Genomic DNA, 26007 nt, shown 5'->3' on the forward strand with positions numbered 1-26007 from the left:
CCGCGGCGTCGTTGGCGACCGACTGAAGATCTTCGTCGTTCACTGGGACGTCCTTCCCGACCACCATGCCCGGCACGGAAGTCGATCTTGGTCCGTCCGCTGCTTACACGGTTGCCGTGACACGCCCCCTCGCGGCCTGCCTGCAACGCGAGGTCGCCGCCCGCGAGGCCCATGGCGGGGAGAGCCGGGTCCGCGCCGCCCGATTCCCCGCGCGAAAGTCGCTGGAGGACTTCGACGTCGAGCACCAGCGCTCGCTCAAGCGCGAGACCCTGGCCCACCTCGGGACCCTGGACTTCATCGCGAACAAGGACAACGTGGTGTTCCTCGGCCCGCCGGGCACCGGCAAGACCCACCTCGCGGTCGGGCTCGGGGTCCGGGCCTGCCAGGCCGGGCACCGCACCGCGTTCGCCACCGCCGCCGAGTGGGTCGCCCGCCTTGCCGAGGCCCACCACGCCAACCGGCTGCAGGACGAGCTGGTCAAGCTCGGCCGGGTCCCGCTGCTGATCATCGACGAGGTCGGCTACATCCCGTTCGAAGCCGAGGCCGCGAACCTGTTCTTCCAGCTCGTCTCCTCGCGCTACGAACAGGCCAGCCTGATCGTCACCTCCAACAAACCCTTCGGACGCTGGGGTGAAGTGTTCGGCGACGACGTCGTCGCCGCCGCAATGATCGACCGGCTGGTCCACCACGCCGAGGTCGTGTCCCTCAAGGGCGACAGCTACCGCCTCAAGGACCGCGACCTCGGCCGCGTCCCCGCCGCCGGCAAGACCGACGACTAGCTAGATCAACAACCGCAGAGGGGTCCGTTTTCGGCCGTCGCCAGAGGGTCCAGATTCAGGCGCCGTTGACATCAGCTCGGCGGCAGCTCCGCGACTGATAGCCAGGCAGCCGATGCGTCTCCGGGCCTGCCACATGCACCTCTCGCCAGCCCCTCGCGAGGTGTACACCAGGCATCCTGATGCGCCTCGCGGCCTGCCTCATGTGCCTCTCGCGCGACGGGCCCGCGGCCAGCCCCTCGCGAAGTGCACACCAGGCATCCCGATGCGTCTCAAGACCTACCTCATGTCACTTTCGCGCCCGACCGGTGCATCGACGTCGCGCTCAGCTCGGCGACTGGTACGTCAGGCAGCCCCTCGGGGGGCCCGGGACCAGTCCCATGTACCGCTCGCCGGCCCTTCGCGAGGTGCACACCGGGCAGTTCAGCGGGCCCCAGGAGCTGCCTCATGTACATCTCGCGACCAAGAACGCAGGCGACCAGAGAAGCCCCCGTACACACACGAAGGGCCCCTCCCGCCGCAGCAGGAGGGGCCCTCGGGGTCGAACGTCAGTGGGCCTCGGGGCCCGCGTGGTACTCGAAGACCAGGCCGCAGATCGTCACGATCATGAAGATGCCCGCGAGCACGATCAGCCACCACTGGTAGATGGCCAGGCCCAGCCCGGTCAGCGCGACACCGCCGGCCACACCGAGCGGCCAGTAGCTGCCCGGGCTGAAGAAGCCGATGTCGCCGGCGCCGTCGGAGACCTCCGCCTCCGGGTTGTCCTCCGGGCGCTCCTCGAGGCGCCGGGCGACGAACCGGAAGTACGTGCCGATGATGAGGGTGAGGCCACCGGTCAGCGTCAGCGCGACGATGCCCACCTCCTCGCCCGACAGCACGCCGTAGACGATCGCGCAGACGAAGCAGAAGACGGTCAGGATTTCGAAGATCCGGGACTCGACCTTCATCGCCGAGTGCTCCTCTCAGCTGCCGTGACCATCAGAACGCCAGGCGGTCGGTCGGGTTCGGGTTGAACGGCCGCGTGGTGGTCGCGGTGGGCGAGCAGAGCTCCCCGCAGTTCATCTGCTGCAGCGCCTCGGCGGCCGAGTACGGCTGCCGGGTCTGCGGGTTCAGCGACTGCCGGAGCTGCATGTACTGGTCGAACAGGTTGCCCGGCAGGGCGCGGACCTCGAAGTTCATCATGGAGTGGTACGAGCCGCAGTACTCCGCGCACCGGCCCACGAAGGAGCCCGGGCGCTCGATGCGCTCGATGACCCAGGTGTTCTTCTGGTCGTTCTTCTCCGGCTCCGGCAGCACGTCGCGCTTGAACAGGAACTCGGGGACCCAGAACGAGTGGATGACGTCCTCGGCGTGCTGGGTGAACGAGATCGGCCGGTCGGTCGGCAGGACGAGGAGCGGGACGTCCTCGGTGGTGCCGACGGTGGCGACGGGCGTGCCGTTCGGCGTGCGCGCCTCGGGGTAGGCGAACTCCCAGTTCCACTGGAAGGCGACCACGTCGACCTTGAGCTCGTTGCCGGCCGGCTGGCGGTCGACCACGTTCTGCACGACGACGGTGAAGTAGAAGAGCACCGCGACGATCACCAGCGGGATGACCGTGAGCACCAGCTCGAGCGGCAGGTTGTACTGGAACTGCCGCGGCAGCTCGGACGCGCCGGCCTTGCGGCGGTGGAACGCGACGGTCCAGGCGGTCAGGCCCCACACGATGACGCCGACGACGAGCGCGGCGATCGCGGACCAGGTCCACAGCTCGCGCATCATCCCGGCCTCGGGGGTGACACCCACGGGCCAGCCGAAGCGGATGGCGTCCTGGAACGAGCAGCCCGTGGCCGTGAGCGCCGTGACGACGGCGAGACCGGTGAGCTGTGCGGCTCGCGTCAGACGTCGCCGCCGGGTGGTCGACACCTCCCCGGCCTGGGCAAGACTCCCTGCTCGGCGCACTGCTGGTTGCCCTCCTCGAGGCCGTGCGACCTGGGTGTTCGACGCGCTGCCGCCCACCCGAGGTCCGGACACGCGGAGCCTAGCCGAGCTGACTCCTACGCGCTGTCGGAGGGGCGCCACGGGCGGGTCCGAGGGTGTCGGACCCCGTCGCCATACTGGCTGACGTGTGCGGGCTGATGGGGTGGATCACCACCGAGCGGACGGGAGCACGACACGCCCAGGATCTCGAGGCGGCGCTGCCCTGCATGCGCCACCGGGGTCCCGACGAGGCGGGGACGTGGTCCGACGAGGACGTCGCCCTGGGCTTCGCGCGGCTGTCGATCATCGACGTCGAGGGGTCGCACCAGCCGCTGGAGTTCGACGGCGGGCGCTACCGGATCATCTTCAACGGCGAGATCTACAACTACCTCGAGCTGCGCGAGGAGCTCGCGCGCGACCACGGGGTCACCTTCGCCACCGAGGGCGACACCGAGGCGATCGTGGCGGCGTACTCGGTGTGGGGCGCCGACGCGGTGCCGCGACTGCGCGGGATGTTCACGTTCCTCATCTGGGACACCGTCGAGCGTGTCCTGTTCGGCGCCCGGGACCCGTTCGGCATCAAGCCGCTGTTCTTCGCCGCGGGCGCACACGGTGTGGCCTTCAGCAGCGAGAAGAAGTGCCTGCTCGAGGTGCTCGAGCCGCTCGGGGCGTCGTCGGCGGCGCCCGACCCCGAGGCCCTGCAGCACTACCTGACGCTGCAGTACGTCCCCGAGCCCGCGACGCTGCACCGTGGCGTACGACGGCTCGAGTCGGGCTGCTCGTTCACCATCTCCCCCGGCGAGCCGATCGCCGTGCAGCGCTACTTCACCCCGCGCTTCGACGAGCGCCCGATCCCCCGCGGCGACGCCGCGGAGGAGACCCGCCGGCACGAAGAGATCACCGAGGTGCTGCGGGACTCGGTCGCGAAGCACATGCGCGCGGACGTCACCGTCGGCGCCTTCCTCTCCGGCGGCATCGACTCCACCGCGATCGCGGCCCTCGCCCGCGAGCACAACCCGGACCTGATCACGTTCACCACCGGGTTCGAGCGCGCCGGCTACTCCGAGGTCGACGTCGCCGCCGAGTCGGCGCACGCCATCGGGGTGCAGCACGTGGTGAAGACGGTCACCGCGCAGGAGATGATGGACGCGCTCCCGCTGATCGTCTGGTACCTCGACGACCCGGTGGCCGACCCGGCGCTGGTCCCGCTCTGGTTCGTGGCCCGCGAGGCCCGCAAGCACGTCAAGGTCGTGCTCTCCGGGGAGGGCGCCGACGAGCTCTTCGGCGGCTACACCATCTACAAGGAGCCGCTCTCGCTCGCGCCGTTCGACGCGCTGCCGGGCGCGGTCCGCAAGCTCGCCGGGGCGCTCAGCGAGAAGCTGCCCACCGGCATGCGCGGCAAGGACCTGCTGCGGCGCGGCGCGCTGCCGCTGGAGCAGCGCTACTACGGCAACGCCCGGAACTTCTTCCCGGCCCAGCTCGCCGACGTCCTGCGTTCCTACGACGACGAGCTCTCCCACGTCGACGTGACGGCCTCGTTCTACGAGGGCTCGCGCGACTGGAGCCCGGTGGCGCGGATGCAGCACGTCGACCTCTTCACCTGGCTGCGCGGCGACATCCTGGTCAAGGCCGACAAGATGACGATGGCCAACTCGCTGGAGCTGCGGGTGCCGTTCCTGGACCCCGAGGTCTTCCGGGTCGCCTCCGCCCTGCCGACCGACCAGAAGATCGCGCACGGCACCACCAAGTACGCCCTGCGCCGGGCGATCGAGGGCATCGTGCCGCCGCACGTGCTGCACCGCCGCAAGCTCGGGTTCCCGGTGCCGATCCGCCACTGGCTGGCGACCGACATGCTCGACTGGGCGCGCGGGATCGTCCGCGAGTCGCAGACCGACGCGATCCTCGACAAGGCGGCCGTCCTGCGTCTGATCGACGAGCACCGCAGTGGCCCGGTGGACCACTCGCGGCGCATCTGGACGCTGCTGGTCTTCATGCTCTGGCACGGCATCTTCGTCGAGCAGCGCATCCGTCCCGAGATCCCCGCGCCGGTGTACCCGGTCTATGCGTGACGTGGGCAGGACAACGATCGGGCTGTCGGAGCAGCGTCGTTCACCTACGGTGATGCGTTGATCCGTAGCGAGTAGTCAACCGAGAGGATTCTCCGGCCCGATGGACGTACTGGGGATCGGCAACGCCATCGTCGACGTGCTCACGCAGACCGACGACGACACCATCACCGCCTTCGACCTGCCGAAGGGGGGCATGACGCTCGTCGACCAGGACCAGGCGGAGTCGCTGTACGCGAAGGCCGGACAGACCACCGAGCGGTCCGGTGGCAGTGTCGCCAACTCCATCGCCATCGCGGCCGCGCTCGGCTCCGACGCGGGCTACGTCGGCAAGGTGCACGACGACCAGCTGGGCACCTCGTTCACGGAGTCCATCCGCAGCCACGGCGTGAGCTTCCGCACGCCGGCGCTCACCGAGGGCCCGTCCACCGCGCGCTGCCTGGTGCTCGTGACGCCCGACGGCGAGCGCACGATGGGCACCTACCTGGGCGCGTGCACCGCGCTCGGCCCGTCCGACATCGACCAGGACGAGGTCGCCGGCTCGGCGGTCACCCTGATCGAGGGCTACCTGGCCGACACCGAGCACGCCCGGCAGACGATCGGCAAGATCATCGACGCGTCGGCCAAGAGCGAGGCCAAGGTCGCGCTGAGCCTGTCCGACGCACTGTGCGTCGAGCGGCACCGTGAGTACTTCCGCGAGCTCGCCGCCGCGAACATCGACATCATCGTCGCCGACGAGGACGAGGTCGCGGCGCTGGTCGGGGACGACGCCATCGAGTCGCTGCTGAGGGACCGGGGCGGCAACTGCGAGATCGTGGCCGTCACCCACGGCGCCAAGGGCTCCACGATCTACGCGACCGGCGGGGTGCGCCACGAGATCGAGTCGCGCCCGGCCGACGAGCTGGTCGACACCACCGGCGCGGGCGACGCCTACGCCGGCGGGTTCCTCCACGGCATCACCCACGGCCTCGACCTCGACGTCGCGGGCCGGGTGGGCTCGGTGGCCGCGTCGCACGTGGTCGCCCAGCTCGGGGCGCAGCCGCCGGAGAACCTGAAGGCCAAGGTCGCGCAGGACGTGCCGCAGGCCGGCTGACGCATCGACACCCACGAACGGGCCGTTCGTCACGGACGACCGTGACGGGCGGCCCGTTCGTCGTCGGTGCACGGCCCCCGGAACGACGAGAGCCCCGGTCCGCAGCGGGACCGGGGCTCGTCGTCGGGAACGATCAGTTGAAGCTGTCGCCGCAGGCGCACGACCCCGTGGCGTTCGGGTTGTCGATGGTGAAGCCCTGCTTGTCGATGGTGTCGACGAAGTCGATGGTGGCGCCCTGCACGTACGGCGCGCTCATGCGGTCGACGGCCACCTTGAGGCCGGCGAAGTCGCGGAAGAGGTCGCCGTCGAGGGTGCGGTCGTCGAAGAACAGCTGGTAGCGCAGACCGGCGCAGCCCCCGGGCTGCACGGCGATGCGCAGGTGCATGTCGTCACGGCCCTCCTGGTCCAACAGGGCCTTAGCCTTGCTCGAGGCCGCGTCGCTGAGCTCGACGCCGTGCTCCTCGGTCTTGGTGGGGTTCTCGACGGTCATGGTTCTCCCTGAGCTCCCGATGCGTTTCGCGCCGTGCAACCCCGCCGGGCGGCGGGATGTTCCCGCCCGGCGCGGCCCCGTCGTCTCCGAAGGGTCCTCCCGACGACGGCGGGACGCGGCTCGCCTGCGATCTCCATGGTGTCACATCGCGGGCGCTCCCATCACGTCTCAGGAGGTCCCGGTGGCGCGCGGCACGGCCACGTGGTGCCAGCGGGACCCGCGGACGAGGGCGAAGGCCGCCACGACCAGCATCCACGTCACCTGCCACCCGGTCCCGAGGACGAGCGCGGGAACCCCGGTGACCACCACCAGCAGGACGAGTCCGTCGACGTGGTCGTCCATGACGTCCCCTCACTCCGGGGGGTCGTCCTCCCCGGGTCGCGGCCCCGGCACGAGGGGTTCGGGACGCGGCGGCGGCAGCATCTCCGGCCGCAGGTCCGACCGGCCGCGGCGGCCGCCCCAGTGGACCGCGATCCCCTCGGCCAACGTCGTGAGGGTGCCCGAGGGATCGGCCATCGACGCCTCGACCGAGCCGGCCTCCGCGGCCGTGCCGTACGCCCCGTGGATCCCGGCCTCGAACGCGACGCGCGCACCGACGTGGACCTGCCCCGCCAGCACCACGCACGGGACCGAGCGGGCCATGGCGGCGGCCGCGAGGGCGGCGACGGCGGTGTCGCGCAACGACCGGAACTCGAGGCTGCCCTCGCCGGTGACGACGAGGTCCGGCAGTTCCTCCTCCGGCGCCATCTCCAGGGTGTGGGCCGCCTCGCCGACCGGGGACCGCCGGATCTCGTCGGCGGTGGCCCCGCGGGTCCAGCCCTCCGCGATCGCCGTCGCGGCCTGGTCACCGGTGAGGGTGCCGCGGAACGCGTCCGGCGCGATGAGCACGCGCATGTCCCGCACCGTAGGGCCCCGGCGCGCGACCCGCGAGAACCCCTGCTGCGAGGTGTCCGGATGCTGCGCCGGGTGTCCTATCCTGGAGGCGTGAACTTCCTGCGTCGTGGCACGTCCGCCCCCGAGAGCGCCGTCGCCGACGAGGCCGCCGAGGCCGAGGACGTCGTCGCGGTGGGCGCGCGGCGCAACCAGACGGCGGGCAAGGGCCGCCCGACGCGCTCGCGCCGGGACGCCGAGGGCCGCAGCCGCGGGCCCGTCGCGCCGGCGCCGAAGACCCAGCGCGAGGCGATGAAGCGCGCGAAGGCGCTGCGCGGGGACAAGACCGAGCGCCGGCAGGCCGCCGCCGAGCGCCGCAAACGGATGATGGCCGGCGACGACCGCGTGCTCCCGGTCCGCGACCGCGGACCCGTCCGGGCCTACGTGCGGGACCTCGTCGACTCGCGCCGCCACCTCATGGGCCTGTTCATGCCCCTCGCGATCCTGATCTTCGTCACCGTCGTGATCCCGATCCCGAACATCCAGAACATCGGCAGCCTGCTGTGCCTGTGCATGCTCGCCGCGATGGTCGTGGAGGGCACGCTGCTCGGCCGCCAGATCTCGGCGCGGGCCCGGGCGAAGTTCCCGGACGAGGAGATCAAGGGCTTCTCGATGGGCTGGTACGCCTTCACGCGCGCCACCCAGATCCGCAAGCTCCGCATGCCGGCGCCGCGGGTCTCCCCCGGCACCCCGGTCGACTGAGCACCCTCGTCCTCGGCGGGACCCGGTCCGGGAAGTCCGCCCACGCCGAGGGGCTGCTGCCCACCGACCACGCCGTCTACGTCGCCACCGCGCGACCGGTCGACCCCGCCGACGACCCGGAGTGGGCCGACCGCATCGACGTCCACCGCCGCCGTCGTCCCGACTCCTGGGAGACCGTGGAGGACGTCGACGGGGCCCGGACGGCGGACGCGGTCCGGTCCCGGCCGGAGCCGGTGCTCGTCGACGACCTCGCCACCTGGGTGACCGGACTGCTCGACGACGCCGGGTGGGCCCGCGACGCCGCGTCCGTCGCGGCCGCCCGCGCGGACCTCGTGGCGGCGGTACGCGAGCGGACCACGCCCCTGGTGCTGGTCTCGGCCGAGGTGGGCCTCGGCGTCGTGCCGTCGACGTCGGCCGGACGCCGGTTCCGCGACGAGCTGGGCCTGCTGAACGCGGAGCTGGCCGCCGTGTGCGACGAGGTGGTGCTGCTCGTGGCGGGTCTGCCGGTGCCGCTTAAGGTGGCTGCGCCCCGTGAGTAGTTCCGACGGTCATCACCGTCGGTAGTCCTCACACGCGACCGAAGGGAGCACCCCGTGCCGTCGGTGGCACCACCCGACGACGCCGCCCGCGCCGACCTCCGCCGCCACCTCGACGGTCTCCCGCTGCCGACCCACGCGCTGGGCCGGCTCGAGGACGTCGCCGGCTGGCTCGCGGCCTGCCAGGCCCGCTCCCCCGCGCGTCCGCCCGCCGCGCCGCGCGTGGTGCTCTTCGCCGCCGAGCACGGCATCGCCACCGCCGGGGTCTCCGCCTTCGACGCCGGGGAGACCGCGCGGCGTCTGGCCGCGGTCCGGGAGGGCACCGCCCCCACCAACTCGCTCGCGACCGTGGCCGGCGCCGACGTGCGCGTCGTCGAGGTCGGCGACGGCCCGAGCGGACGCATCGACCGGGCGGACGCCCTGAGCCCGGACGGGCTGCAGGACGCGCTGGACGCCGGGGTCCGGGCCGCCGACGAGGCCGTCGACGAGGGCGCCGACCTGCTCGTCCCGGGCGACCTCGCGGTGGGGATCTCGACCCCGGTCGCGGTGCTCGCCGCCGCGCTGTGCGCGCGGGAGCCGGTGGCGGTCGTCGGGCGGGGCTCCGGGATCGACGACCTCGCCTGGATGCGCAAGGCCGCCGCGGTGCGCGACGCGCTGCGCCGGACGAAGACCGTCGGGCGCGACCCGGAGGGGCTGCTGCGGGTGGCGGGCGGCGCCGACCTCGCGGCGCTCGTCGGCTTCCTCACCCAGGCCGCCCGTCGCCGCACCCCGGTCCTGCTCGACGGCGCCGCGGTCTGCGTGGCCGCCCTGCTCGCCGACGCCCGCTCCCCCGGGGCCCGCGCCTGGTGGCTCGCGGCGACCCGCGACACCGAGCCCGCCCAGGCCCTCGCCCTCGAGGTGCTCGGGCTCGACCCGCTGCTCCTGCTCGACCTGCGCGCGGGCGCCGCCACCGGCGCCCTCGCCGCGGTGCCGCTGGTGACGATGGCCGCCCGGGTGGCCGCGGGCTCGTGACGACGGGTCCGGACGGCGGGTCCGGTCGGTCCGGGGCCCTCCGGCTCGCGCTGTCGTGGTTCAGCGTCGCCCCGGTGCGCGCCGACGCGGTCGACCGCCGCACGGCGGCCCGCGCCCTGGTCCTCGTCCCGCTGGTCGGGCTCGTGCTCGGCGGCGTGGTCGGCGGGGTGGTGCTGGGGCTGCTCGCCCTCGGCGCGCCGGACCTGCTCGCCGGCCTCGTCGGCGTGGCCGCCGGGGCGCTGCTGACCCGGGGCCTGCACCTCGACGGGCTCGCCGACCTGGCCGACGGACTCGGCTCCTACGGCGACGCCGAGCGGATGCTCGCCGTCATGAAGGACCCGTCGACCGGCGCGTTCGGCGTGGTCACGCTCGTCGTGGTCGTCGGGGCGCAGGCCGCCGCCCTCCCCGCGGTGGCGCACCACGGGCTCGCCGGGCTCGTCGGGGTCGCCGTCGCCTGGGCCGCCGGCCGCGCGTCGTTCTCCTGGTGCGCCCGACGACGGGTGCCCGCCGCGTCCGCGGGCGGGCTCGGTGCCCTGGTGGCGGGCTCCCAGCCGACGGTCGTGCCGGTGCTGTGGCTGCTCGTCCTCGCCGGGACCGCCACGCTCGCCGTGCCCGGCCGCTGGTGGCAGGGCCCCGCGGCGGTCGGGGTGGCCGCCGTCGTGGCCGTGCTCCTCGCGCGCCACGCCGTCCGTCGCCTCGGCGGGGTCAACGGCGACGTGTTCGGCGCGGTCGGCGAGGTCACGGTGACCGTGACGCTCGCCGTCCTCGCCCTGGACCCGGGCTAGCCCAGCTTCGCCATCCAGCCGTGCGGGTCGGGCGCCGCACCACGCTGGATGTCGGTGAGCCGCTCACGCAGGCGCGCGGTGACGGGCCCGGGCGACCCGTCGCCGATCTCGAACGACCCGCCCTCGTACTTGACCGAGCCGACCGGCGTGATCACGGCCGCCGTGCCGCACGCGAACACCTCGGTGAGGCCGCCGGAGGCGACCTCCTTCTCCCACTCGTCGGTGGAGATGCGGCGCTCGGTGACGGTGGCGCCGTCCTCCCGGGCGAGCTCGAGCAGCGAACGGCGCGTGATGCCGGGCAGCAGCGACCCGGACAGCTCCGGCGTCACGACCTCGTGGTTGCCGTCCGCGTCGGTGAAGACGAAGAACAGGTTCATCCCGCCCATCTCCTCGACCCACCGGTGCTCCAGCGCGTCGAGCCACACCACCTGGTCGCAGCCCTGCGCGGCGGCCTGGGCCTGCGCGGCGAGCGACGCGGCGTAGTTCCCGCCGCACTTGGCCTCACCGGTGCCGCCGGGCACCGCCCGCACGTAGTCGGTGGACAGCCACACGCTGACCGGGGCCAGGCCGCGCGGGAAGTACGCCCCGGCGGGCGAGGCGATGAGCAGGTAGAGGTACTCCTCGCTCGGCCGCACCCCCAGCCCGGACGAGGACCCGAACATGAACGGGCGCAGGTAGAGCGACTCCTCGCCGCCCGCGGCCGGCACCCACCGCGCGTCGACGGTGAGCAGCTCGCGGATCGAGTCGAGGAAGAGCTCCTCCAGCAGCGGCGGCATGGCCAGGCGCTCGGCCGAGCGCGCCATCCGCTCCGCGTTGGCCCACGGCCGGAACGACGCGATCGACCCGTCGGGCTGCCGGTAGGCCTTGAGCCCCTCGAAGATCGTCTGGCTGTAGTGCAGCACCACCGACGCGGGGTCGATCTGCAGGGGCGCGTACGGCTCGACCTTCGCGTCGTGCCAGCCCCGGGCCGCGTCCCAGCGGATGGTGACCATGTGGTCGGTGAAGTACCGGCCGAACCCGGGCGCGGCCAGTACCTCCGCCACCCGCTCGTCCGTCGCCGGGGAGGGGTGCGGGAGAACCTCGAAGGCCGTGCTCGACATGGCGCTCACTCTAAACCGCACCCCCGACGGCGAACACGCCCTCGACCACGACGTCGTGGTCCGCCGGAGCGCCGAGCCCGACCGGCACCACCGCGGGCGCCCCGCCGCCACGACCGCGCACGACCAGCAGTCCGGTGCCGTGGCCCGGGTTCGCCAGCCCGAAGGCGCCGTCGGCGTCGGTCTCGGTGCGCGCGACCTGGTGGCCGTCGGCGTCGACGAGGGTCAGCACGGCCCCGACGGGACGGTCGGCGCCGTCGTGCACCCGTCCGGTCAGCACGGAGGTGGTCCCGACGGCCGGTCGTGGCGCGCTGCTGACGTCGGGCGTCAGCCGTGTGCCACCGCTGACACCGGGGACCGCCGCCATCCCGGCCGGCACCACGACGACGGGCCGGTCGGCGCGGGCGAACAGCGCGCGGTCGGCGCTGGGCCGGGCCAGGGCGGCGAGCGGACCCCCGTGCGGGCTGCCGACGACGATCGCGCGGGCGTCCCGGGCGGCGGCCAACTCGGCGAGGGCGGGGCCGACCGCGTCGTGCGTGGTGACCGGCGGGAGCGACTCGGCGGCGACGCGCAGGTCGTCGCCGACCACGGCCGTGGCGTGGTCGAGCACGGCGGCGTCCGAGCCGACCGCGTCGCCGAGAACCGCGTCCTCGGCCACGTGCACGAGCAGCAGCGGCGCGTCGACGGTGCGGGCCAGGCTCGCTCCGGTCGCGAGCACGGCGTCCGCGTGCGGGGCGTCGTCGACCGCGACGAGGACGGGACGCTCCCCCGCCGCCGGCACCGACCCGCCGTCGGGAACGGCTCCCGGATCCGACCCCGACCCCGTCTCCGCGGCACGGAGCAGCCGGTGCGCGGAGGCGAGGACCAGCATGCCGAGAGCGACGACGATCGCGGCGACCCAGAACGGGGTGTTCGGCAGGAACGCCTCGGCGAGCAGGCCGGAGACGAACGGGGCGAGGCCGCCGCCGAGGAAGCGCACGAAGCTGTACGAGGCCGAGGCGACCGGGCGCGGCACCGGGGCGACGGACATGACGGCCTGCGTGACCAGCGTGTTGTTCAGCCCGATCATCGCCCCCGCGACGATCACGGCGCCGATGACGACGCCCGGGGTGCCCTGGCCGACGGCGATGACGAGCAGGTCGAGCGCGAGGAGGCCGAGCACGACGTAGAGGACGCGGACCGTGCCGAAGCGCCGCTCGAGCGCCGGCGCCGCGAACACGGCGAAGACCGCGACGAGCACGCCCCAGGCGGTGAAGACGCCGCCGAGCGCGAGGGGGCCCAGGTCGCCCATCGAGTAGGGCGAGTAGGCCAGCAGCGTGAAGAAGCCCCAGTTGTAGGCGAACGCGGTGAGGGCGATCGTCGCGAGGCTGCGGTGGCGCAGGGCGGCGAGCGGGGCCCCCAGGGAGATCTTCTCGGTCGGCCTCGGTGTCCTGTCGAGCAGCACCAGCGTCGCGATCAGCGCGACCGCCATGAGCACCGCGACACCGAAGAACGGCGCCCGCCAGCTGACCGAACCCAGCAGGCCGCCGACCAGCGGCCCGAGGGCGATCCCGACGCCGAGCGCGGTCTCGTAGAGGATGATCGCGCCGGCGAAGCCGCCGGAGGCGCTCGCGACGATGACGGCGAGCGAGGTCGCGATGAAGAGCGCGTTGCCGAGCCCCCAGCCCGCGCGGAAGCCGACGATCTCGCCGATCGAGCCGGACAGGCCCGCCAGGGCCGCGAACACGACGATGATCGCGAGGCCGGTGACGAGCGTGGCCTTGGCGCCGATGCGGCTCGAGACCCAGCCGGTCACGAGCATCGCGACCGCGGTGATCAGCAGGTAGCTGGTGAACAGCAGCGAGACCTGGGCGGGCGTCGCGGCGAGCTGCTGCGCCAGCGCCGGGAGGATCGGGTCCACGAGCCCGATGCCCATGAACGAGATGACGCAGGCGAACGCGACCGCCCAGACGGCCTTCGGTTGGCGAAACGGACTCGCCGGGGCATCGTGGGACATGCCTTTAGTTGTACTGCGCTAAAGGATTGTCGTCGACGCCTGCCCCGTCACAGCTCCGCGAAGCGTGCGTACGCGGGCCAGTCGCGCAGGTTGACCTGGTCGCACTCGGCCGCCATGGCGTCGATCTCGTCGGCCGACGCGCCGCGCTGCAGACAGTCCGCCAGCCGTCGGAAGTACTCCTCGCGCGGGGCGCCGGGCACGAACAGGATGAGGAACCGCGCGACCTCGTCGCCGACGGCCCCGAAGGCGTGCACGCCGTTGACCGGCACGTGCGCGAAGTCGCCCTCGCCCAGGGTCCGCCAGGTGTCGTCGCTCATCACCGCGAGCCGCCCGGAGATCACCCAGAACGACTCCGAGAACCCCTGGTGGTAGTGCGGGACGGCCCCGATCCGCCCGGGCGCCGCCGCGGACTCGAAGAGCCCGAACCCGCCCCCGACGACGTCGCCGGGGGCGATGAAGCGGGCGGGCCCGGCGACCTCGGCCTCATCGCGGTAGCGGTAGACGCCCGGGTCGGCGTCGGGGACCGTCGGGAAGCTCATGGGGCGATCACCGCACGTGGGAGGCGACGAAGGGCGGCGCCACGACCTCGCACTCGAGCGCGCGGCCACGGACGTCGATGCTGACGACGTCACCCTCCGACAGGCCGGCGGCGGTGTCCAGCAGCGCGAGCGCGATGCCGGTCCGCAGCGTCGGCGAGAAGGTGCCCGAGGTCGTCTCCCCCACCGGGCTGCCGCCGACGGTCACCGTCATGTGCGCGCGCGGGACCCCGCGCCCGGACGCCTTCAGACCCCACGCCCGCCGGCGGGGCCCCCGCTCGCGCTCGGCGAGCAGCGCCTCGCGGCCCCAGAACTCCGCCTTCTTCCAGCCGACCGCGAAGCCGACCCGGGCCTGGACCGGCGTGATCTCCGGCCCGAGGTCCTGGCCGTGCAGCGGCAGCCCGGCCTCGGTGCGCAGCGTGTCGCGGGCGCCGAGCCCGGCGGGCAGGCCGCCCTGCTCGGCGACGACGGCGGCGAGCGCGTCCCACAGGGTCTCCGCGACCTCGGCGGGGGCGATCAGCTCGTAGCCGTGCTCGCCGGTGTAGCCGGTGCGGCAGACGCGGACCTCGCGGTCCTCCCACGTGCTGTCGACGAAGGCCATGTAGTCGAGGTCGACGTCGCCGGTCTCGGGGAGCACCCCGGTCTCGGCGAGGACCGCCCGCGAGCGCGGACCCTGCACCGCGAGCACGACGTGCGCGTCGTGCTCGTCGGTGACCGTGATGCCGTCGGGGGCGGCGTCCGCGAGCTGGCGGCCGACGCCGGCGGAGTTCGCGGCGTTGGGCACGGCGAAGACCTCGTCGTCGCCGACGAGGTAGAGGATGAGGTCGTCGACCACGCCGCCGTCGGCGGCGCAGCAGAGCGTGTACTGCGCCTTGCCCGGGACGATCCGGCCCAGGTCGTTGGTCAGGCACCGGTCGACGAAGGCGGCCGCGCCCGGGCCGCTGATGCGCACCTTGCCGAGGTGGCTGACGTCGAACAGGCCGACGGCCTCGCGGGTGGCGGTGTGCTCGGCGACCGTGCCGGAGTACTGGACGGGCATCTCCCAGCCGCCGAACGGGGCGAACGTGGCACCCAGGGCCTCGTGGCGGGCGTGCAGGGGGCTCCGGCGCAGGTCCTGTCGCTGTTCGGTCACGGGTCCGGGACCGTACGGCACGGCACGCCGTCGGGGGTCGGTCCTAGCATGCGATCACATCCACCAGCAGCACCGGAGGCGCACCGATCGTGACTACCCTGCCCGACCTCGAACTCAGCGACGCCCAGGCGGCGGGGGCGGTCGTCGACGTCCTCGTCGTCGGCCTGCGCCCCGGGGCCGCCGCGGGTGACGGGGACTCCGACGAGCCGGTCGCCCCGGTGCTGGTCGGGGCGCAGGGCGTCGACGCCGCCTTCGGCGGCGAGCTGACCGCGCTGCTGGCCCTGACGGGGGCCACCGGCAAGGCCGAGGAGGTCGTCAAGGTCCCGACGCGCGGGGCGGTCACCGCGCCGGTGCTGCTCGCGGTGGGCCTCGGCCCGGAGTCCGCCGCCACGGGTCTGCAGGGCGGCCCGGACGTCGCCGAGCAGGTGCGCCGCGCGTCGGGCGCCGCCGCGCGGGCCCTGCCGAAGGGCGCGACGACGATCGGCTCCACGCTCTCCGAGCTCGACCTCACCGCGGCGGTGGAGGGCACGGTGCTCGGGGCCTACTCCTTCACCGAGTACCGCACGGCGCAGGACGGCCCGGCCCGCACGGTGTACTTCCTGGGCTCGCCCGGCGGCAGCGGCGGCGCCCCCGAGCGCGAGCGCGCCCGGCTCGCCGACGCGGCGATGACGGCGCGGGCCGTGTGCGCCGCCCGCGACCTGATCAACACCCCGCCGAACGACCTCTACCCGGCCGAGTTCGCCCGGCGCGCCACCGACCTGGCGGAGACGGTCGGGCTCGGCGTCGAGGTGCTCGACGACGCCCAGCTGGCCGACGGCGGGTTCGGCGGCGTCCTCGGGGTCGGCGGCGGCTCGTCGCGTCCGCCCCGGCTGGTGCACCTGACCCACACCCACCCCGACGCCACGCGCACGGTCGCGCTGGTCGGGAAGGGCATCACGTTCGACACCGGCGGCATCTCGATCAAGCCGGCCGCGAACATGGACCACATGACCTCGGACATGTCCGGGGCCGCCTGCGTCATCGCCGCGACCTGCCTGGCCGCCGAGCTGGGCCTCGCGGTGAACGTCAGCGCGTGGGTGCCGATGGCCGAGAACATGCCGTCGGGGACCGCCTACCGTCCCGGCGACGTGCTCACGATGTACGGCGGGAAGACCGTCGAGGTGCTCAACACCGACGCCGAGGGCCGCCTGATCCTCGCCGACGCGATCGTGCGGGCCTGCGAGGACGCCCCCGACTACCTGGTGGAGACCTCGACGCTCACCGGCGCGCAGGTCGTGGCACTGGGCTCGCGCACCGCCGGGATCATGGGCGAGGACGCGTTCCGCGACCGGGTGACCGCGGCGGCCGCCTCGGTCGGCGAGGGCGCCTGGGCGATGCCGCTGCCCGAGGAGCTGCGCGGCGACCTCGACTCGCGGGTGGCCGACATCGCGAACGTCACCAACCACCGCTTCGGCGGGATGCTCGCGGCCGGTCTGTTCCTGCGCGAGTTCGTGGCCGACGGCGTGCCGTGGGCGCACGTCGACGTCGCGGGGCCGGCCTTCAACACCGGCGGGGCGCACGGCTACACGCCCCGCGGGGGCACCGGGATGCCGGTGCGGACCCTGGCCGCCGTCCTGGCCGACGTCGCCGCGCACGGCTGACGTGATCGATCACCCCGGCGGCCGGTTTGCCTGCGGTGGAAGGATGGACGTCGAGAACCGGTTCCGACTCGTTCCGACGACGGGGCCGGCGGTTCCCGAGCCGGTGACACCGGCCGTCGGGAACGCCGCACGTCACACGCCGACGCGGGAGAAGTGAGTTGAGCGAGAGCGACACCTACGACGTCCTCATCCTGGGCGGGGGTTCCGGCGGCTACGCCTGCGCGTTGCGCGCGGCGCAGCTGGGGCTCTCGGTGGCGCTCGTCGAGCAAGACAAGCTCGGCGGGACCTGCCTGCACCGGGGCTGCATCCCGACCAAGGCGCTGCTGCACGCCGCCGAGGTCGCCGACAACGCCCGTGAGGGCGAGCAGATCGGTGTGAAGAGCTCGCTGTCGGGCATCGACATGAGCGGCGTCAACTCCTACAAGGACGGCGTCGTCGCGAAGCTCTACAAGGGCCTGCAGGGGCTGATCAAGTCCCGCAAGGTCACCATGATCGAGGGCCACGGGCGCCTCGTCGGGCAGGACACCGTCGAGGTCGACGGCCAGCGCTACACCGGCCGCAACGTCGTGCTCGCCTCCGGCTCGTACTCCAAGACGCTGCCCGGGCTCGAGCTCGGCGGCCGCGTCATCACCTCCACCGAGGCGATCAACCTCGACTACGTGCCCGACCGCGTGGTCGTGCTCGGCGGCGGCGTCATCGGCTGTGAGTTCGCCAGCGTGTGGAAGTCCTTCGGGTCCGAGGTGACCATCGTCGAGGCGCTGCCGCACCTGGTGCCCAACGAGGACGAGTTCCTCTCCAAGCAGCTCGAGCGCCAGTTCCGCAAGCGCAAGATCGCCTACAAGATCGGCACGAAGTTCACCGGCGTCGAGCAGTCCGCCGACGCGGTGACGATCAGCCTGGAGAACGGCGAGCAGATCGAGGCCGACCTCCTGCTGGTGGCGGTCGGGCGCGGCCCGAACACCGCCGACCTCGGGTACGAGGAGCAGGGCGTCACGCTCGACCGCGGCTTCGTGCGCACCGACGAGCGCCTGCGCACCGGTGTCGGCAACGTCTACGCCGTCGGCGACATCGTCCCGGGCCTGCAGCTCGCGCACCGCGGCTTCCAGCAGGGCATCTTCGTCGCCGAGGAGATCGCGGGGCTCAACCCGCCGGTGATCGACGAGACGGGCATCCCGCGGGTCACCTACTGCGAGCCCGAGATCGCCTCGGTCGGCCTCACCGAGGCGCAGGCCAAGGAGGCCTACGGCGAGGTCGTCACCACGACCTACGACCTCGCGGGCAACGGCAAGTCGCAGATCCTGCGCACCGCCGGCGCCATCAAGCTCGTCAAGGGCGGCACCGGCGACGACGCCCCGGTGGTCGGCGTGCACATGATCGGCGCCCGGATCGGCGAGCTCGTCGGGGAGGCGCAGCTGGTCTACAACTGGGAGGCTCTGCCGGTCGAGGTCGCGAACCTCGTCCACGCCCACCCCACGCAGAACGAGGCGTTCGGCGAGGCGCACCTGGCGCTCGCCGGCAAGCCCCTGCACGCGCACGGCTGATCGCCCACACCGGTTCGACGAGGGAGTACCGAGCACGATGGCCTACACCGTCCAGATGCCTGCTCTCGGTGAGAGCGTCACCGAGGGCACCATCACCCGGTGGCTGAAGCAGGAGGGCGACCACGTCGAGGTCGACGAGCCGCTGCTGGAGGTGTCGACGGACAAGGTCGACACCGAGATCCCGTCGCCGCAGGCGGGGATCCTCCAGCGCATCGTCGCCAACGAGGACGACACCGTGGAGATCGGCGGCGACCTCGCGGTCATCGGCGACGGTGACGACGACGGCGGCAGCTCCGGTGGCTCCGGGGGCGGACAGGCCGAGGCCCAGCCCGAGCCGGAACCCGAGCCCGAGCCCGAGCCCGAGCCGGCGCAGCAGCAGTCCGAGCCCGAGCCCGAACCGGCCCCGGCGTCGTCCGGTGGCGGCAGCGGCTCCGGGGGTTCCGGGGGCTCCGGGGGCTCCGGGGGCTCCGGGGGCTCCGGGGGCTCCGGGGGCTCCGGGGGCGGCTCCGGCACGACGATCGAGATGCCGGCGCTCGGCGAGTCGGTCACCGAGGGCACGATCACCCGCTGGCTCAAGCAGGTCGGCGACTCCGTCGAGGTCGACGAGCCGCTGCTGGAGGTGTCCACCGACAAGGTCGACACCGAGATCCCGTCGCCGGTCGCGGGCACGCTGCTCGAGATCAAGGCGAACGAGGACGACACCGTCGAGGTCGGCGGCGCCCTCGCGGTCGTCGGGGACGGCTCGGCGGGCGGTGGCTCCGGTGGCGGGTCGGCCCAGCCCGAGGCGCAGTCCGGGCCCGACGCGCAGGAGTCCACGGACACCGCGTCGGAGCCCGAGCCGCGCCAGGAGCAGCAGCAGCCCGAGCCGGAGGCGCAGCCCGCGTCGTCCGACGGCCAGAACACGGCGCAGAGCTCCGACGGGGCGGTCGCCGCTTCCGGTGCGGACGACTACGTGTCCCACGAGACCGAGCAGCCGGCCGGTCCGAGCGGCCCGGCGAACGCGGGGTCGCTGGAGTCCGGCGGGGCACCGTCGAACGGCACCGGTGGCGGCGAGGCGGCGGGCTCGCCCTACGTCACGCCGCTGGTCCGCAAGCTCGCGCAGGAGCGCGGGGTCGACCTGTCGTCGGTCTCGGGCACCGGGGTCGGCGGGCGCATCCGCAAGCAGGACGTCGTCGCCGCGGCCGAGGAGCAGGACAAGGCCACGCAGCAGGCGTACGCCGCGCCGTCGGCGAACGAGCCGGCCGCGACCCCGTCCGACGGGTCGCAGGGCGCGGTGCACGGCGGCGAGGTGCAGAAGCCGGCGGCGAACCGCAGCCCCAACATCCCGACGCCGGACGACTCCGGACTGCGGGGCACCACGCAGAAGCTCTCCCGGCGCCGCGCGACGATCGCGAAGCGCATGGTCGAGTCGCTGCAGACCTCGGCGCAGCTCACGACGGTGGTCGAGGCCGACGTCACCCGGATCGCGCGCCTGCGGGACCGGGCGAAGGCCGACTTCGAGCGCCGCGAGGGCGTGAAGCTGTCCTTCCTGCCGTTCATGGCGCTGGCCACCGTGGAGGCGCTCAAGGCGCACCCGGTCGTCAACGCGATGATCGACACCGAGAAGGGCGAGGTGACCTACCACGGCTCCGAGCACCTCGGGATCGCCGTGGACTCCCCCGCCGGGCTGATCGTGCCGGTCATCCACGACGCCGGGGACCTCAACCTCGGCGGGCTGGCCCGCAAGATCGCCGACGTCGCGCAGCGGACCCGGGACAACAAGATCGCCCCGGACGAGCTCTCGGGCGGCACGTTCACCATCACGAACACGGGCTCGCGCGGCGCGCTGATCGACACCCCGATCATCAACCAGCCGCAGGTCGGCATCCTCGGCACCGGGGCCGTCGTCAAGAAGCCCGTGGTGGTCAGCGACAGCGAGGGCGGCGAGTCGATCGCGATCCGGTCGACGGTCTACCTCTGCCTGTCCTACGACCACCGCATCGTCGACGGCGCCGACGCCGCCCGGTTCCTCGGGTCGGTGAAGGCACGCCTCGAGGCCGGTGCGTTCGAGGCGGACCTCGGCCTGGTGTAGGCACCGCCCGTCCCGTCCCGACCGAGGGCCCCGCCGCGAGCTGCGGCGGGGCCCTCGTCGTCGGTGAGGCCCGGTGAGGCCCGGTGAGGCCCGGTGAGGCTCGGTGAGGCCCGGTGAGGGGAGGATTCGAGCGCTCTTGTGGCACGAGGGTTCCCCTCACGGGGCGAGGCCCGGACGAACCGGACAGCGTGTCCAGGTCGCGCCGCACCCGCGACTCCGCGACGATCACCGTCATGCGCGTCGTCATCTCAGGTTCCTCCGGGCTCATCGGCACCGCCCTGGTCCCCCACCTGCGCGCAGCCGGGCACGAGGTGATCCGCCTCGTGCGGCGCACCCCGCAGGCCCCGGACGAGCGCGGGTGGGACCCGCCGTCGGGCCGGATCGACGACGGCGCCCTCGACGGCGCCGACGCGGTGATCAACCTGTCGGGCGCGGGCATCGGCGACAAGCGCTGGTCGGGCGCCTACAAGCAGGAGCTGCGCGACAGCCGCACCATCCCCACCGACGTGCTGGCCCGCGCCGTCGCCGCCCACGGGATCCCGGTGATGCTCAGCGGCTCGGCCGTCGGGTACTACGGCGACACCGGTCAGGTCGCGGTGGACGAGAGCGGGGCCCGCGGGCGCGGGTTCCTCGCCGACCTCGTGCGCGACTGGGAGAACGCGACGGCCCCGGCGGTCGAGGCCGGCGCCCGCGTGGTGCTGATCCGCACCGGGCTGGTCCTCTCGCACTCCGGCGGTCTCATGGGTCGCCTCAAGCCGATCTTCTCGTTCGGGCTGGGCGGCAAGCTCGGCTCGGGCGAGCAGTACTGGCCGTGGATCTCCCTCGACGACGAGGTCGGGGCGATCACCTACGCCCTCGAGCACGACTCCGTGGTCGGCCCGCTCAACGCCACGGGCCCGGCGCCGGTGACGAACGCCGAGTTCACCAAGGTGATGGCGGCGACCGTGCACCGGCCGGCGCCGTGGATCGTGCCGGGCTTCGCCATGCGCGCCGTGCTCGGGGAGTTCGCCGACGAGGGCGTCCTCGTCAGCCAGCGGGTGCTGCCCGGCGTACTGGAACGCGAGGGCTACACCTTCTCGCACCAGACGGTGCAGACCGCGCTCGCCGCGGTGCTGGAGTGAGCGGGGCGACGCGCAGCACGGCGGAGCCGGAGCGGGGCGGCGGGCCGCTGCCGGACGCGGTCGACGTCCTCGTCGTCGGGGCCGGGCTCGCCGGCCTCAACGCGGCGCGGACGGTGGCGCGGTCCGGGCGGTCGGTGCTGGTGTGCGAGGCGTCCGACGGGGTCGGCGGCCGGGTGCGGACCGACGTCGTCGACGGGTTCCTCGTCGACCGCGGGTTCCAGATCCTCAACACCTCCTACCCGGCGCTGCGCGCGGCCGTGGACCTCGACGCGCTCGACCTGCACCCCTTCGTGCCCGGGGCCGCCGTGCGCACCGAGGACGGCGTGCTGCACCGGGTCGCGCGGCGCCCCACCTGGCTGCCGCGCACCGCGCTGACCCGGCTGATCTCGCTGCGCGGCAAGCTCGGCATCGCCGGCTTCACCGCCCGGTCGGTCCTGGTGCCGCCGCAGCGCCAGGCCGCCGCGCCCGAGCGGTCCGCGGCCGAGGACCTCGCCCGCTTCGGGCTCCGCGACGGCGACGTCGACCGCTTCCTGCGGCCGTTCCTCGCCGGGGTGCTGGGTGACGGCGAGCTCGCGACGTCGTCGCGGGTCGTCTCCCTGTTCTGGCGCACCTTCGCCCTCGGGGACCTGACCCTGCCCGGCCGCGGCATCGGCGCGATGACGACGCACCTCGCGGCCCGCCTGCCCGCAGGCACCGTGCGGCTGGACACCCCGGTCCGGGAGGTCGCCTCCGGCCGGGTGGGAACGGACGCCGGGACGGTGCGGGCCGGCGCGGTGATCGTCGCGACCGAGGGCACCGACGCGGCCGGGCTCCTCGGGGGCCGCGTCGAGGCGCCCCGGCCGTTCGCCCTGACCAGCCACTACCACGTCACCGACCGCCCGCCGACCCGTCAGGGGCTGCTGCACCTCGACGGCACCGGCGGGCCGGTGGTCAACACGATGGTGCTCACCGCTGCGGTGCCGTCCTACTCCCCCGACCACCGCCACCTCGTGGTCTCCACGGTGCTCGGCGGCGAGGCGCTGCCCGAGCCGCGGCTGCGGGCCGAGCTCGAACGGATCTGGGGCACGGGGACGGCGCACTGGGAGCACCTCGCCACCCGCGAGATCCCGCACGCCCTGCCCGCGACCCCGCCGCCGACCCCGCCCGGCCTGCGCCGCCCCGTGGACCTCGGCGACCGCCTGTTCGTGGCCGGCGACCACCGGGACACCCCGTCCGTGCAGGGCGCGCTGGTCTCCGGCCGCCGCACGGCCCGGGCGGCGCTGGCGGCGCTGGGCTGAGCCCGCCCCTTCCGGTGGCAGGAAAGCGTCGTTGCTGTCGCGGCGTGACAGCAACGACGCTTTCCTGCCACAGGGGGGTGCGCGCGCCGGAGTAGGTTCGACCCCATGGGTTCCCACCGCGCGAGCAGTGAGCCGGTCGAGGTGCTCGACCTCGGCACCGTCGAGTACACCGCCGCGTGGGACCAGCAGCGTGCCCACCACGCCGCGCGGGCCGACGACTCCGGGCCCGACGTGCTCATGCTGCTCGAGCACCCCAGCGTCTACACCGCCGGGAAGCGCACCCAGCCCGAGGACCGTCCGGCCGACGGCACGCCCGTCGTCGACGTGGACCGGGGCGGACGGATCACCTGGCACGGCCCGGGGCAGCTCGTCGGCTACCCCATCCTCAAGCTCGGGCAGCCCTTCGACGTCGTCGACCACGTCCGTCGCCTCGAGGAGGCACTGATCGCGGTCTGCGCGAGCTACGGCCTCGACACGGGGCGCGTCGACGGCCGCTCCGGGGTGTGGCTCGCCGCGGGTGCCGGGCGGCCCGAACGCAAGATCGCGGCGATCGGGGTCCGGGTGGCCCGCGGCGTGACCCTGCACGGGTTCGCCCTCAACGCCGACCCCGACCTCACCGCCTTCGGCGCGATCGTCCCCTGCGGGATCACCGACGCGGGCGTCACGAGCCTGACCGCCGAGCTCGGTCGGCGCGTCGGTGTGGACGACGTCCGCTCCGCCGTCCGTGACGCCATGCTGGCCGCGTTCGCGGGAGATCTGCCGGTCCGTGACCACTCCTTGGTCCGTCCGGAGGTCACGGATACGCTGATGGTGGGTAACGTCCCCGTCCAGATGTTGTAATCTTTCAACCGGCTAGCTGCTCTCAGTGACCGCTCGTCGCGGATGGTGACGACAAACGTCGTGCGGGTCCGGTCGGCCGCCGACCGTGGTGGCATGAACCACGACGACATCCGAACGGCAGGCCGACGCGGCCGCGCGGGCGCCGGGCTCGTCGCGGCCCTGGTCCTGGCCGGACTCACCTTCCTCGCGCCGGCCGCGTCCGCCGCGGTGACCCCGACCCAGGCGACCTGGCTCTCCCAGGTCGTGTCCCTCACCAACCAGCAGCGGCAGCAGGCGGGCTGCAAGGCCCTCGTCCGCGACGCGCGCATCGACCGCGCCGCCCAGGCCCACGCGGAGTGGATGGCCTCGACCGGCACGTTCTCGCACACCGGGCAGAACGGGTCGAGCTTCGTCGACCGCCTCAAGGCCGCCGGCTACCCGAGCCCGGGCGGCGAGAACATCGCCTACGGCCAGGCCGACGCGAAGGCCGTGGTCACCGCGTGGATGAACTCCGCCGGCCACCGCGCCAACATCCTCAACTGCCGGTTCACCACGATCGGCGTGGGCGTGGCCGGGACCCGGAACTACTGGGTCCAGAACTTCGGCTACTGAGTCATCCCGAGTCATCCCGACGACGGGTGCGGTCGTCCGGGGCAGTCGGCTGCCCCGGACGGCCGCACCGTTCGTCGACCGCCCCGCCCCGACGGACCGTTCGCCGCCCCCGCCGCCCGTGACCTTCCCGTGACCTGACGCTCCTGCCAGGTTCGGCGCGTGGGCCTCCATCGCTTCGAGCACGACCCGCGCCGGCAGCGACGCTCCCGGACCGTCGTCGGCGTCGGCGCCGCGGTCGTCGTGCTCGGCCTCCTCGCCGCCGTGCTCACCCTGCGGCCCTGGTCGGCCGACACCGCGGTGCAGGACGCCGGCGCGGTCGCCGCCCTGCCCGCCCTGCCCGCGCTCCCCGCCCCGGTCCCCCTCGCCCTGCCGCCCCTCCCCGCGGCGGCACCGGTCCCCACGACCACCACGGCGTCGAGCACGACGACCACCACGGCGACCACGACCACCCGCCGCACCACCACCCGGGCCGCCGCACCCGCCGTCGCGACGGGACCGACCGGCCGGGTCCTCGCCCTCGTCAACGCGGAGCGGGCCGAGGCCGGCTGCGGCCCGGTCGCCGGCAACGCCACACTGGACCGGGCCGCCGCGGACTACGCGGCCCTCATGGCGCGCACCGGGACGTTCTCGCACACCGGTCCCGACGGCTCGGACTTCTCCGACCGGGTGCGGGCGGCGGGCTACGACGACCCGGGTGGCGAGAACATCGCCCAGGGACAGACCAGCGCGGACGAGGTCATGGACGACTGGATGAACTCCCCCGGGCACCGCCGCAACATCCTGGACTGCTCCTTCCGCACCCTCGGGGTGGGCGAGGCGGAGAACTACTGGGTGCAGGAGTTCGGGCGCTGAGCGCCCGCCGACCTCCGAACGACCTCAGAGGCCGCACACCTGGGCGACGAACTCCAGGTGCTCCAGGTCGGACAGGTCGAGCACCTGCAGGTACACCCGCTGCACGCCGACCGCGCCGAACGCCTCGAGCCGCTCGGTGACCTCCGCGGCGGTCCCGGCGATGCCGTGGGCGCGCAGCTCGTCGGGCTCGCGGCCGATCGCGGCGGCCCGCCGCACCACGTCGGCCTCGGTCGCCCCCGCGCAGAGCACCTGGGCCGTGGACCGGTGCAGGGCTGTGGGGTCGCGCCCGATCGCCGCGCACGCCTCGTCCACCCGGCCGTACTGCGCCGCGACCTGGTCGACCGACGCGAACGGCACGTTGACCTCGTCGGCGAACCGCGCCGCCAGGGCGGGCGTGCGCCGGGGGCCGGACCCGCCCACGATGATCGGCGGGTGCGGCTCCTGCTGCGGCTTGGGCAGCCCGGGGCTCTCGGTGAACCGGTAGTGGTCGCCGTGGAAGGTGTAGGTCTGCCCCACCGGCGTGCGCCACGCCCCGGTGAGCACCTCCAACTGCTCGGCGAGCATGTCGAAGCGGGCACCCGTCGTCGGGAAGGGGATGCCGTAGGCGTGGTGCTCGGCCTCGTACCAGCCGGTGCCGATGCCGAGTTCCACGCGGCCGCCGGACATCTGGTCGACCTGGGACACGGCGACGCCGAGCGGGCCGGGCAGCCGGAAGGTGACCGACGTCATCATCGTGCCGAGCCGGATCGTGGAGGTCTCGCGGGCGAGGGCACCGAGGGTGACCCACGCGTCGGTCGGTCCGGGTAGGCCGGTCGAGCCGTTCATGGCGAGGAAGTGGTCGGAGCGGAAGAAGGCGTCGAAGCCGCAGTCCTCCGCGCACCGGGCGACGCGGAGCAGGTCCTCATACGTGGCACCCTGCTGCGGTTCGGTGAAGATCCGGAGGTCCATAGCGTTGATCAGCCTAACGG

25 protein-coding genes are annotated in these 26007 nt (G+C 73.7%); 15 read left to right on the forward strand and 10 right to left on the reverse strand.

Translation table 11 applies throughout. The features are described from left to right. The first annotated feature begins 116 nt into the window (after positions 1-116). Positions 117-779 (forward strand): IS21-like element helper ATPase IstB, encoded by a 663-nt coding sequence (istB, locus tag LN037_RS26325; protein WP_308286196.1) that lies wholly within the window; start codon positions 117-119, stop codon positions 777-779. Between the two features lie 545 nt (positions 780-1324). On the opposite strand, the gene LN037_RS26330 is transcribed toward istB, so the two are convergent. Next, complete coding sequence (locus LN037_RS26330) at positions 1325-1723, reverse strand: cytochrome c oxidase subunit 4 (RefSeq protein ID WP_230759093.1); 399 nt, start codon at positions 1721-1723, stop codon at positions 1325-1327. 31 nt (positions 1724-1754) lie between these two features. Next, positions 1755-2678 (reverse strand): aa3-type cytochrome oxidase subunit II, encoded by a 924-nt coding sequence (ctaC, locus tag LN037_RS26335; RefSeq protein ID WP_230759095.1) that lies wholly within the window; start codon positions 2676-2678, stop codon positions 1755-1757. Positions 2679-2878: 200 nt separating this feature from the next. Here ctaC and asnB point away from each other — a divergent pair, with 200 nt between their 5' ends. Next, positions 2879-4801, forward strand: a complete 1923-nt coding sequence (gene asnB / locus LN037_RS26340) for an asparagine synthase (glutamine-hydrolyzing) (RefSeq protein ID WP_230759097.1) — start codon at positions 2879-2881, stop codon at positions 4799-4801. A gap of 100 nt (positions 4802-4901) precedes the next feature. Further along, positions 4902-5891, forward strand: coding sequence for an adenosine kinase (locus LN037_RS26345; RefSeq protein WP_230759099.1), 990 nt, complete (start codon positions 4902-4904; stop codon positions 5889-5891). Positions 5892-6024: 133 nt separating this feature from the next. Here the strand turns inward: LN037_RS26345 and LN037_RS26350 are convergent, their stop codons facing one another. The 3 genes from LN037_RS26350 to LN037_RS26360 form a co-directional block, all read right to left on the reverse strand. Further along, complete coding sequence (locus LN037_RS26350; RefSeq protein ID WP_230759101.1) at positions 6025-6381, reverse strand: HesB/IscA family protein; 357 nt, start codon at positions 6379-6381, stop codon at positions 6025-6027. Positions 6382-6549: 168 nt separating this feature from the next. After that, positions 6550-6723 carry a hypothetical protein gene (locus tag LN037_RS26355; protein WP_230759103.1) on the reverse strand — a complete coding sequence of 58 codons (174 nt, stop codon included), beginning with the start codon at positions 6721-6723 and terminating at the stop codon, positions 6550-6552. A 9-nt stretch (positions 6724-6732) separates the two neighbouring features. Then, positions 6733-7275 (reverse strand): glycerate kinase, encoded by a 543-nt coding sequence (locus tag LN037_RS26360; protein ID WP_230759104.1) that lies wholly within the window; start codon positions 7273-7275, stop codon positions 6733-6735. Between the two features lie 90 nt (positions 7276-7365). On the opposite strand from LN037_RS26360, the gene LN037_RS26365 reads away from it, so the two are divergent. The 4 genes from LN037_RS26365 to cobS all read left to right on the forward strand — a co-directional run bounded on the left by LN037_RS26365 (position 7366) and on the right by cobS (position 10345). Continuing rightward, entirely contained in the window at positions 7366-8013 is a 648-nt protein-coding gene (locus LN037_RS26365) for a DUF3043 domain-containing protein (protein WP_230759105.1), read from the forward strand. Further along, entirely contained in the window at positions 8010-8552 is a 543-nt protein-coding gene (locus LN037_RS26370; protein WP_305059619.1) for a bifunctional adenosylcobinamide kinase/adenosylcobinamide-phosphate guanylyltransferase, read from the forward strand. Before LN037_RS26365 ends, LN037_RS26370 begins: the two co-directional genes overlap by 4 nt. Positions 8553-8615: 63 nt before the next feature. Beyond that, positions 8616-9560: a nicotinate-nucleotide--dimethylbenzimidazole phosphoribosyltransferase gene (locus tag LN037_RS26375; protein WP_443611903.1), complete on the forward strand. Its 945-nt coding sequence runs from the start codon at positions 8616-8618 to the stop codon at positions 9558-9560. Continuing rightward, entirely contained in the window at positions 9557-10345 is a 789-nt protein-coding gene (cobS, locus tag LN037_RS26380; RefSeq protein ID WP_230759107.1) for an adenosylcobinamide-GDP ribazoletransferase, read from the forward strand. Before LN037_RS26375 ends, cobS begins: the two co-directional genes overlap by 4 nt. Here cobS and LN037_RS26385 read toward each other — a convergent pair. The 4 genes from LN037_RS26385 to gcvT are packed head-to-tail and all read right to left on the reverse strand — an operon-like array spanning position 10342 to position 15106. Beyond that, a complete protein-coding gene (locus LN037_RS26385; protein WP_230759108.1) occupies positions 10342-11445 on the reverse strand; it encodes a branched-chain amino acid aminotransferase in 1104 nt (367 codons plus the stop codon). The genes cobS and LN037_RS26385 overlap by 4 nt on opposite strands. Positions 11446-11455: 10 nt before the next feature. After that, positions 11456-13438 carry an MFS transporter gene (locus LN037_RS26390; RefSeq protein WP_230759109.1) on the reverse strand — a complete coding sequence of 661 codons (1983 nt, stop codon included), beginning with the start codon at positions 13436-13438 and terminating at the stop codon, positions 11456-11458. Between the two features lie 47 nt (positions 13439-13485). Beyond that, positions 13486-13977, reverse strand: coding sequence for a cupin domain-containing protein (locus LN037_RS26395; RefSeq protein WP_230759111.1), 492 nt, complete (start codon positions 13975-13977; stop codon positions 13486-13488). Between the two features lie 7 nt (positions 13978-13984). Further along, positions 13985-15106: a glycine cleavage system aminomethyltransferase GcvT gene (gene gcvT, locus LN037_RS26400; protein ID WP_230759113.1), complete on the reverse strand. Its 1122-nt coding sequence runs from the start codon at positions 15104-15106 to the stop codon at positions 13985-13987. An 89-nt stretch (positions 15107-15195) separates the two neighbouring features. Here gcvT and LN037_RS26405 point away from each other — a divergent pair, with 89 nt between their 5' ends. The 8 genes from LN037_RS26405 to LN037_RS26440 all read left to right on the forward strand — a co-directional run bounded on the left by LN037_RS26405 (position 15196) and on the right by LN037_RS26440 (position 25039). Continuing rightward, complete coding sequence (locus LN037_RS26405) at positions 15196-16746, forward strand: leucyl aminopeptidase (RefSeq protein WP_230759115.1); 1551 nt, start codon at positions 15196-15198, stop codon at positions 16744-16746. Between the two features lie 158 nt (positions 16747-16904). Further along, complete coding sequence (gene lpdA / locus LN037_RS26410; protein WP_230759116.1) at positions 16905-18287, forward strand: dihydrolipoyl dehydrogenase; 1383 nt, start codon at positions 16905-16907, stop codon at positions 18285-18287. A 37-nt stretch (positions 18288-18324) separates the two neighbouring features. Beyond that, positions 18325-20358: a 2-oxoglutarate dehydrogenase, E2 component, dihydrolipoamide succinyltransferase gene (gene sucB / locus LN037_RS26415; RefSeq protein ID WP_230759117.1), complete on the forward strand. Its 2034-nt coding sequence runs from the start codon at positions 18325-18327 to the stop codon at positions 20356-20358. Between the two features lie 233 nt (positions 20359-20591). After that, positions 20592-21479: a TIGR01777 family oxidoreductase gene (locus tag LN037_RS26420; protein WP_230759118.1), complete on the forward strand. Its 888-nt coding sequence runs from the start codon at positions 20592-20594 to the stop codon at positions 21477-21479. After that, the gene (locus tag LN037_RS26425; RefSeq protein WP_230759119.1) at positions 21476-22756 is read left to right on the forward strand and encodes an NAD(P)/FAD-dependent oxidoreductase; all 1281 of its coding nucleotides are present in this window, start codon (positions 21476-21478) and stop codon (positions 22754-22756) included. Before LN037_RS26420 ends, LN037_RS26425 begins: the two co-directional genes overlap by 4 nt. 105 nt (positions 22757-22861) lie before the next feature. After that, positions 22862-23596, forward strand: coding sequence for a lipoyl(octanoyl) transferase LipB (gene lipB, locus LN037_RS26430; protein WP_230759120.1), 735 nt, complete (start codon positions 22862-22864; stop codon positions 23594-23596). Positions 23597-23689: 93 nt separating this feature from the next. Next, complete coding sequence (locus tag LN037_RS26435) at positions 23690-24187, forward strand: CAP domain-containing protein (RefSeq protein WP_230759122.1); 498 nt, start codon at positions 23690-23692, stop codon at positions 24185-24187. Between the two features lie 159 nt (positions 24188-24346). After that, complete coding sequence (locus tag LN037_RS26440; RefSeq protein ID WP_230759123.1) at positions 24347-25039, forward strand: CAP domain-containing protein; 693 nt, start codon at positions 24347-24349, stop codon at positions 25037-25039. 24 nt (positions 25040-25063) lie between these two features. On the opposite strand, the gene LN037_RS26445 is transcribed toward LN037_RS26440, so the two are convergent. Continuing rightward, complete coding sequence (locus LN037_RS26445) at positions 25064-25987, reverse strand: LLM class F420-dependent oxidoreductase (protein ID WP_230759124.1); 924 nt, start codon at positions 25985-25987, stop codon at positions 25064-25066. Positions 25988-26007 lie beyond the last annotated feature (20 nt).

It is taken from the genome of Actinomycetospora soli, from assembly GCF_021026295.1.
Classification (GTDB): domain Bacteria; phylum Actinomycetota; class Actinomycetes; order Mycobacteriales; family Pseudonocardiaceae; genus Actinomycetospora; species Actinomycetospora soli.

What these genes read in the sequence shown, in the direction of transcription:
- LN037_RS26420 (WP_230759118.1), top strand. Translation starts at nt 20,592, where the DNA reads ATGCGCGTCGTCATCTCAGGTTCCTCCGGGCTCATCGGCACCGCCCTG.
- LN037_RS26345 (WP_230759099.1), top strand. Translation starts at nt 4,902, where the DNA reads ATGGACGTACTGGGGATCGGCAACGCCATCGTCGACGTGCTCACGCAG.
- LN037_RS26390 (WP_230759109.1), bottom strand. Translation starts at nt 13,438, where the DNA reads ATGTCCCACGATGCCCCGGCGAGTCCGTTTCGCCAACCGAAGGCCGTC.
- sucB (WP_230759117.1), top strand. Translation starts at nt 18,325, where the DNA reads ATGGCCTACACCGTCCAGATGCCTGCTCTCGGTGAGAGCGTCACCGAG.
- LN037_RS26330 (WP_230759093.1), bottom strand. Translation starts at nt 1,723, where the DNA reads ATGAAGGTCGAGTCCCGGATCTTCGAAATCCTGACCGTCTTCTGCTTC.
- LN037_RS26385 (WP_230759108.1), bottom strand. Translation starts at nt 11,445, where the DNA reads ATGTCGAGCACGGCCTTCGAGGTTCTCCCGCACCCCTCCCCGGCGACG.
- LN037_RS26350 (WP_230759101.1), bottom strand. Translation starts at nt 6,381, where the DNA reads ATGACCGTCGAGAACCCCACCAAGACCGAGGAGCACGGCGTCGAGCTC.
- LN037_RS26395 (WP_230759111.1), bottom strand. Translation starts at nt 13,977, where the DNA reads ATGAGCTTCCCGACGGTCCCCGACGCCGACCCGGGCGTCTACCGCTAC.
- LN037_RS26360 (WP_230759104.1), bottom strand. Translation starts at nt 7,275, where the DNA reads ATGCGCGTGCTCATCGCGCCGGACGCGTTCCGCGGCACCCTCACCGGT.
- lipB (WP_230759120.1), top strand. Translation starts at nt 22,862, where the DNA reads ATGGGTTCCCACCGCGCGAGCAGTGAGCCGGTCGAGGTGCTCGACCTC.
- LN037_RS26355 (WP_230759103.1), bottom strand. Translation starts at nt 6,723, where the DNA reads ATGGACGACCACGTCGACGGACTCGTCCTGCTGGTGGTGGTCACCGGG.
- LN037_RS26435 (WP_230759122.1), top strand. Translation starts at nt 23,690, where the DNA reads ATGAACCACGACGACATCCGAACGGCAGGCCGACGCGGCCGCGCGGGC.
- LN037_RS26445 (WP_230759124.1), bottom strand. Translation starts at nt 25,987, where the DNA reads ATGGACCTCCGGATCTTCACCGAACCGCAGCAGGGTGCCACGTATGAG.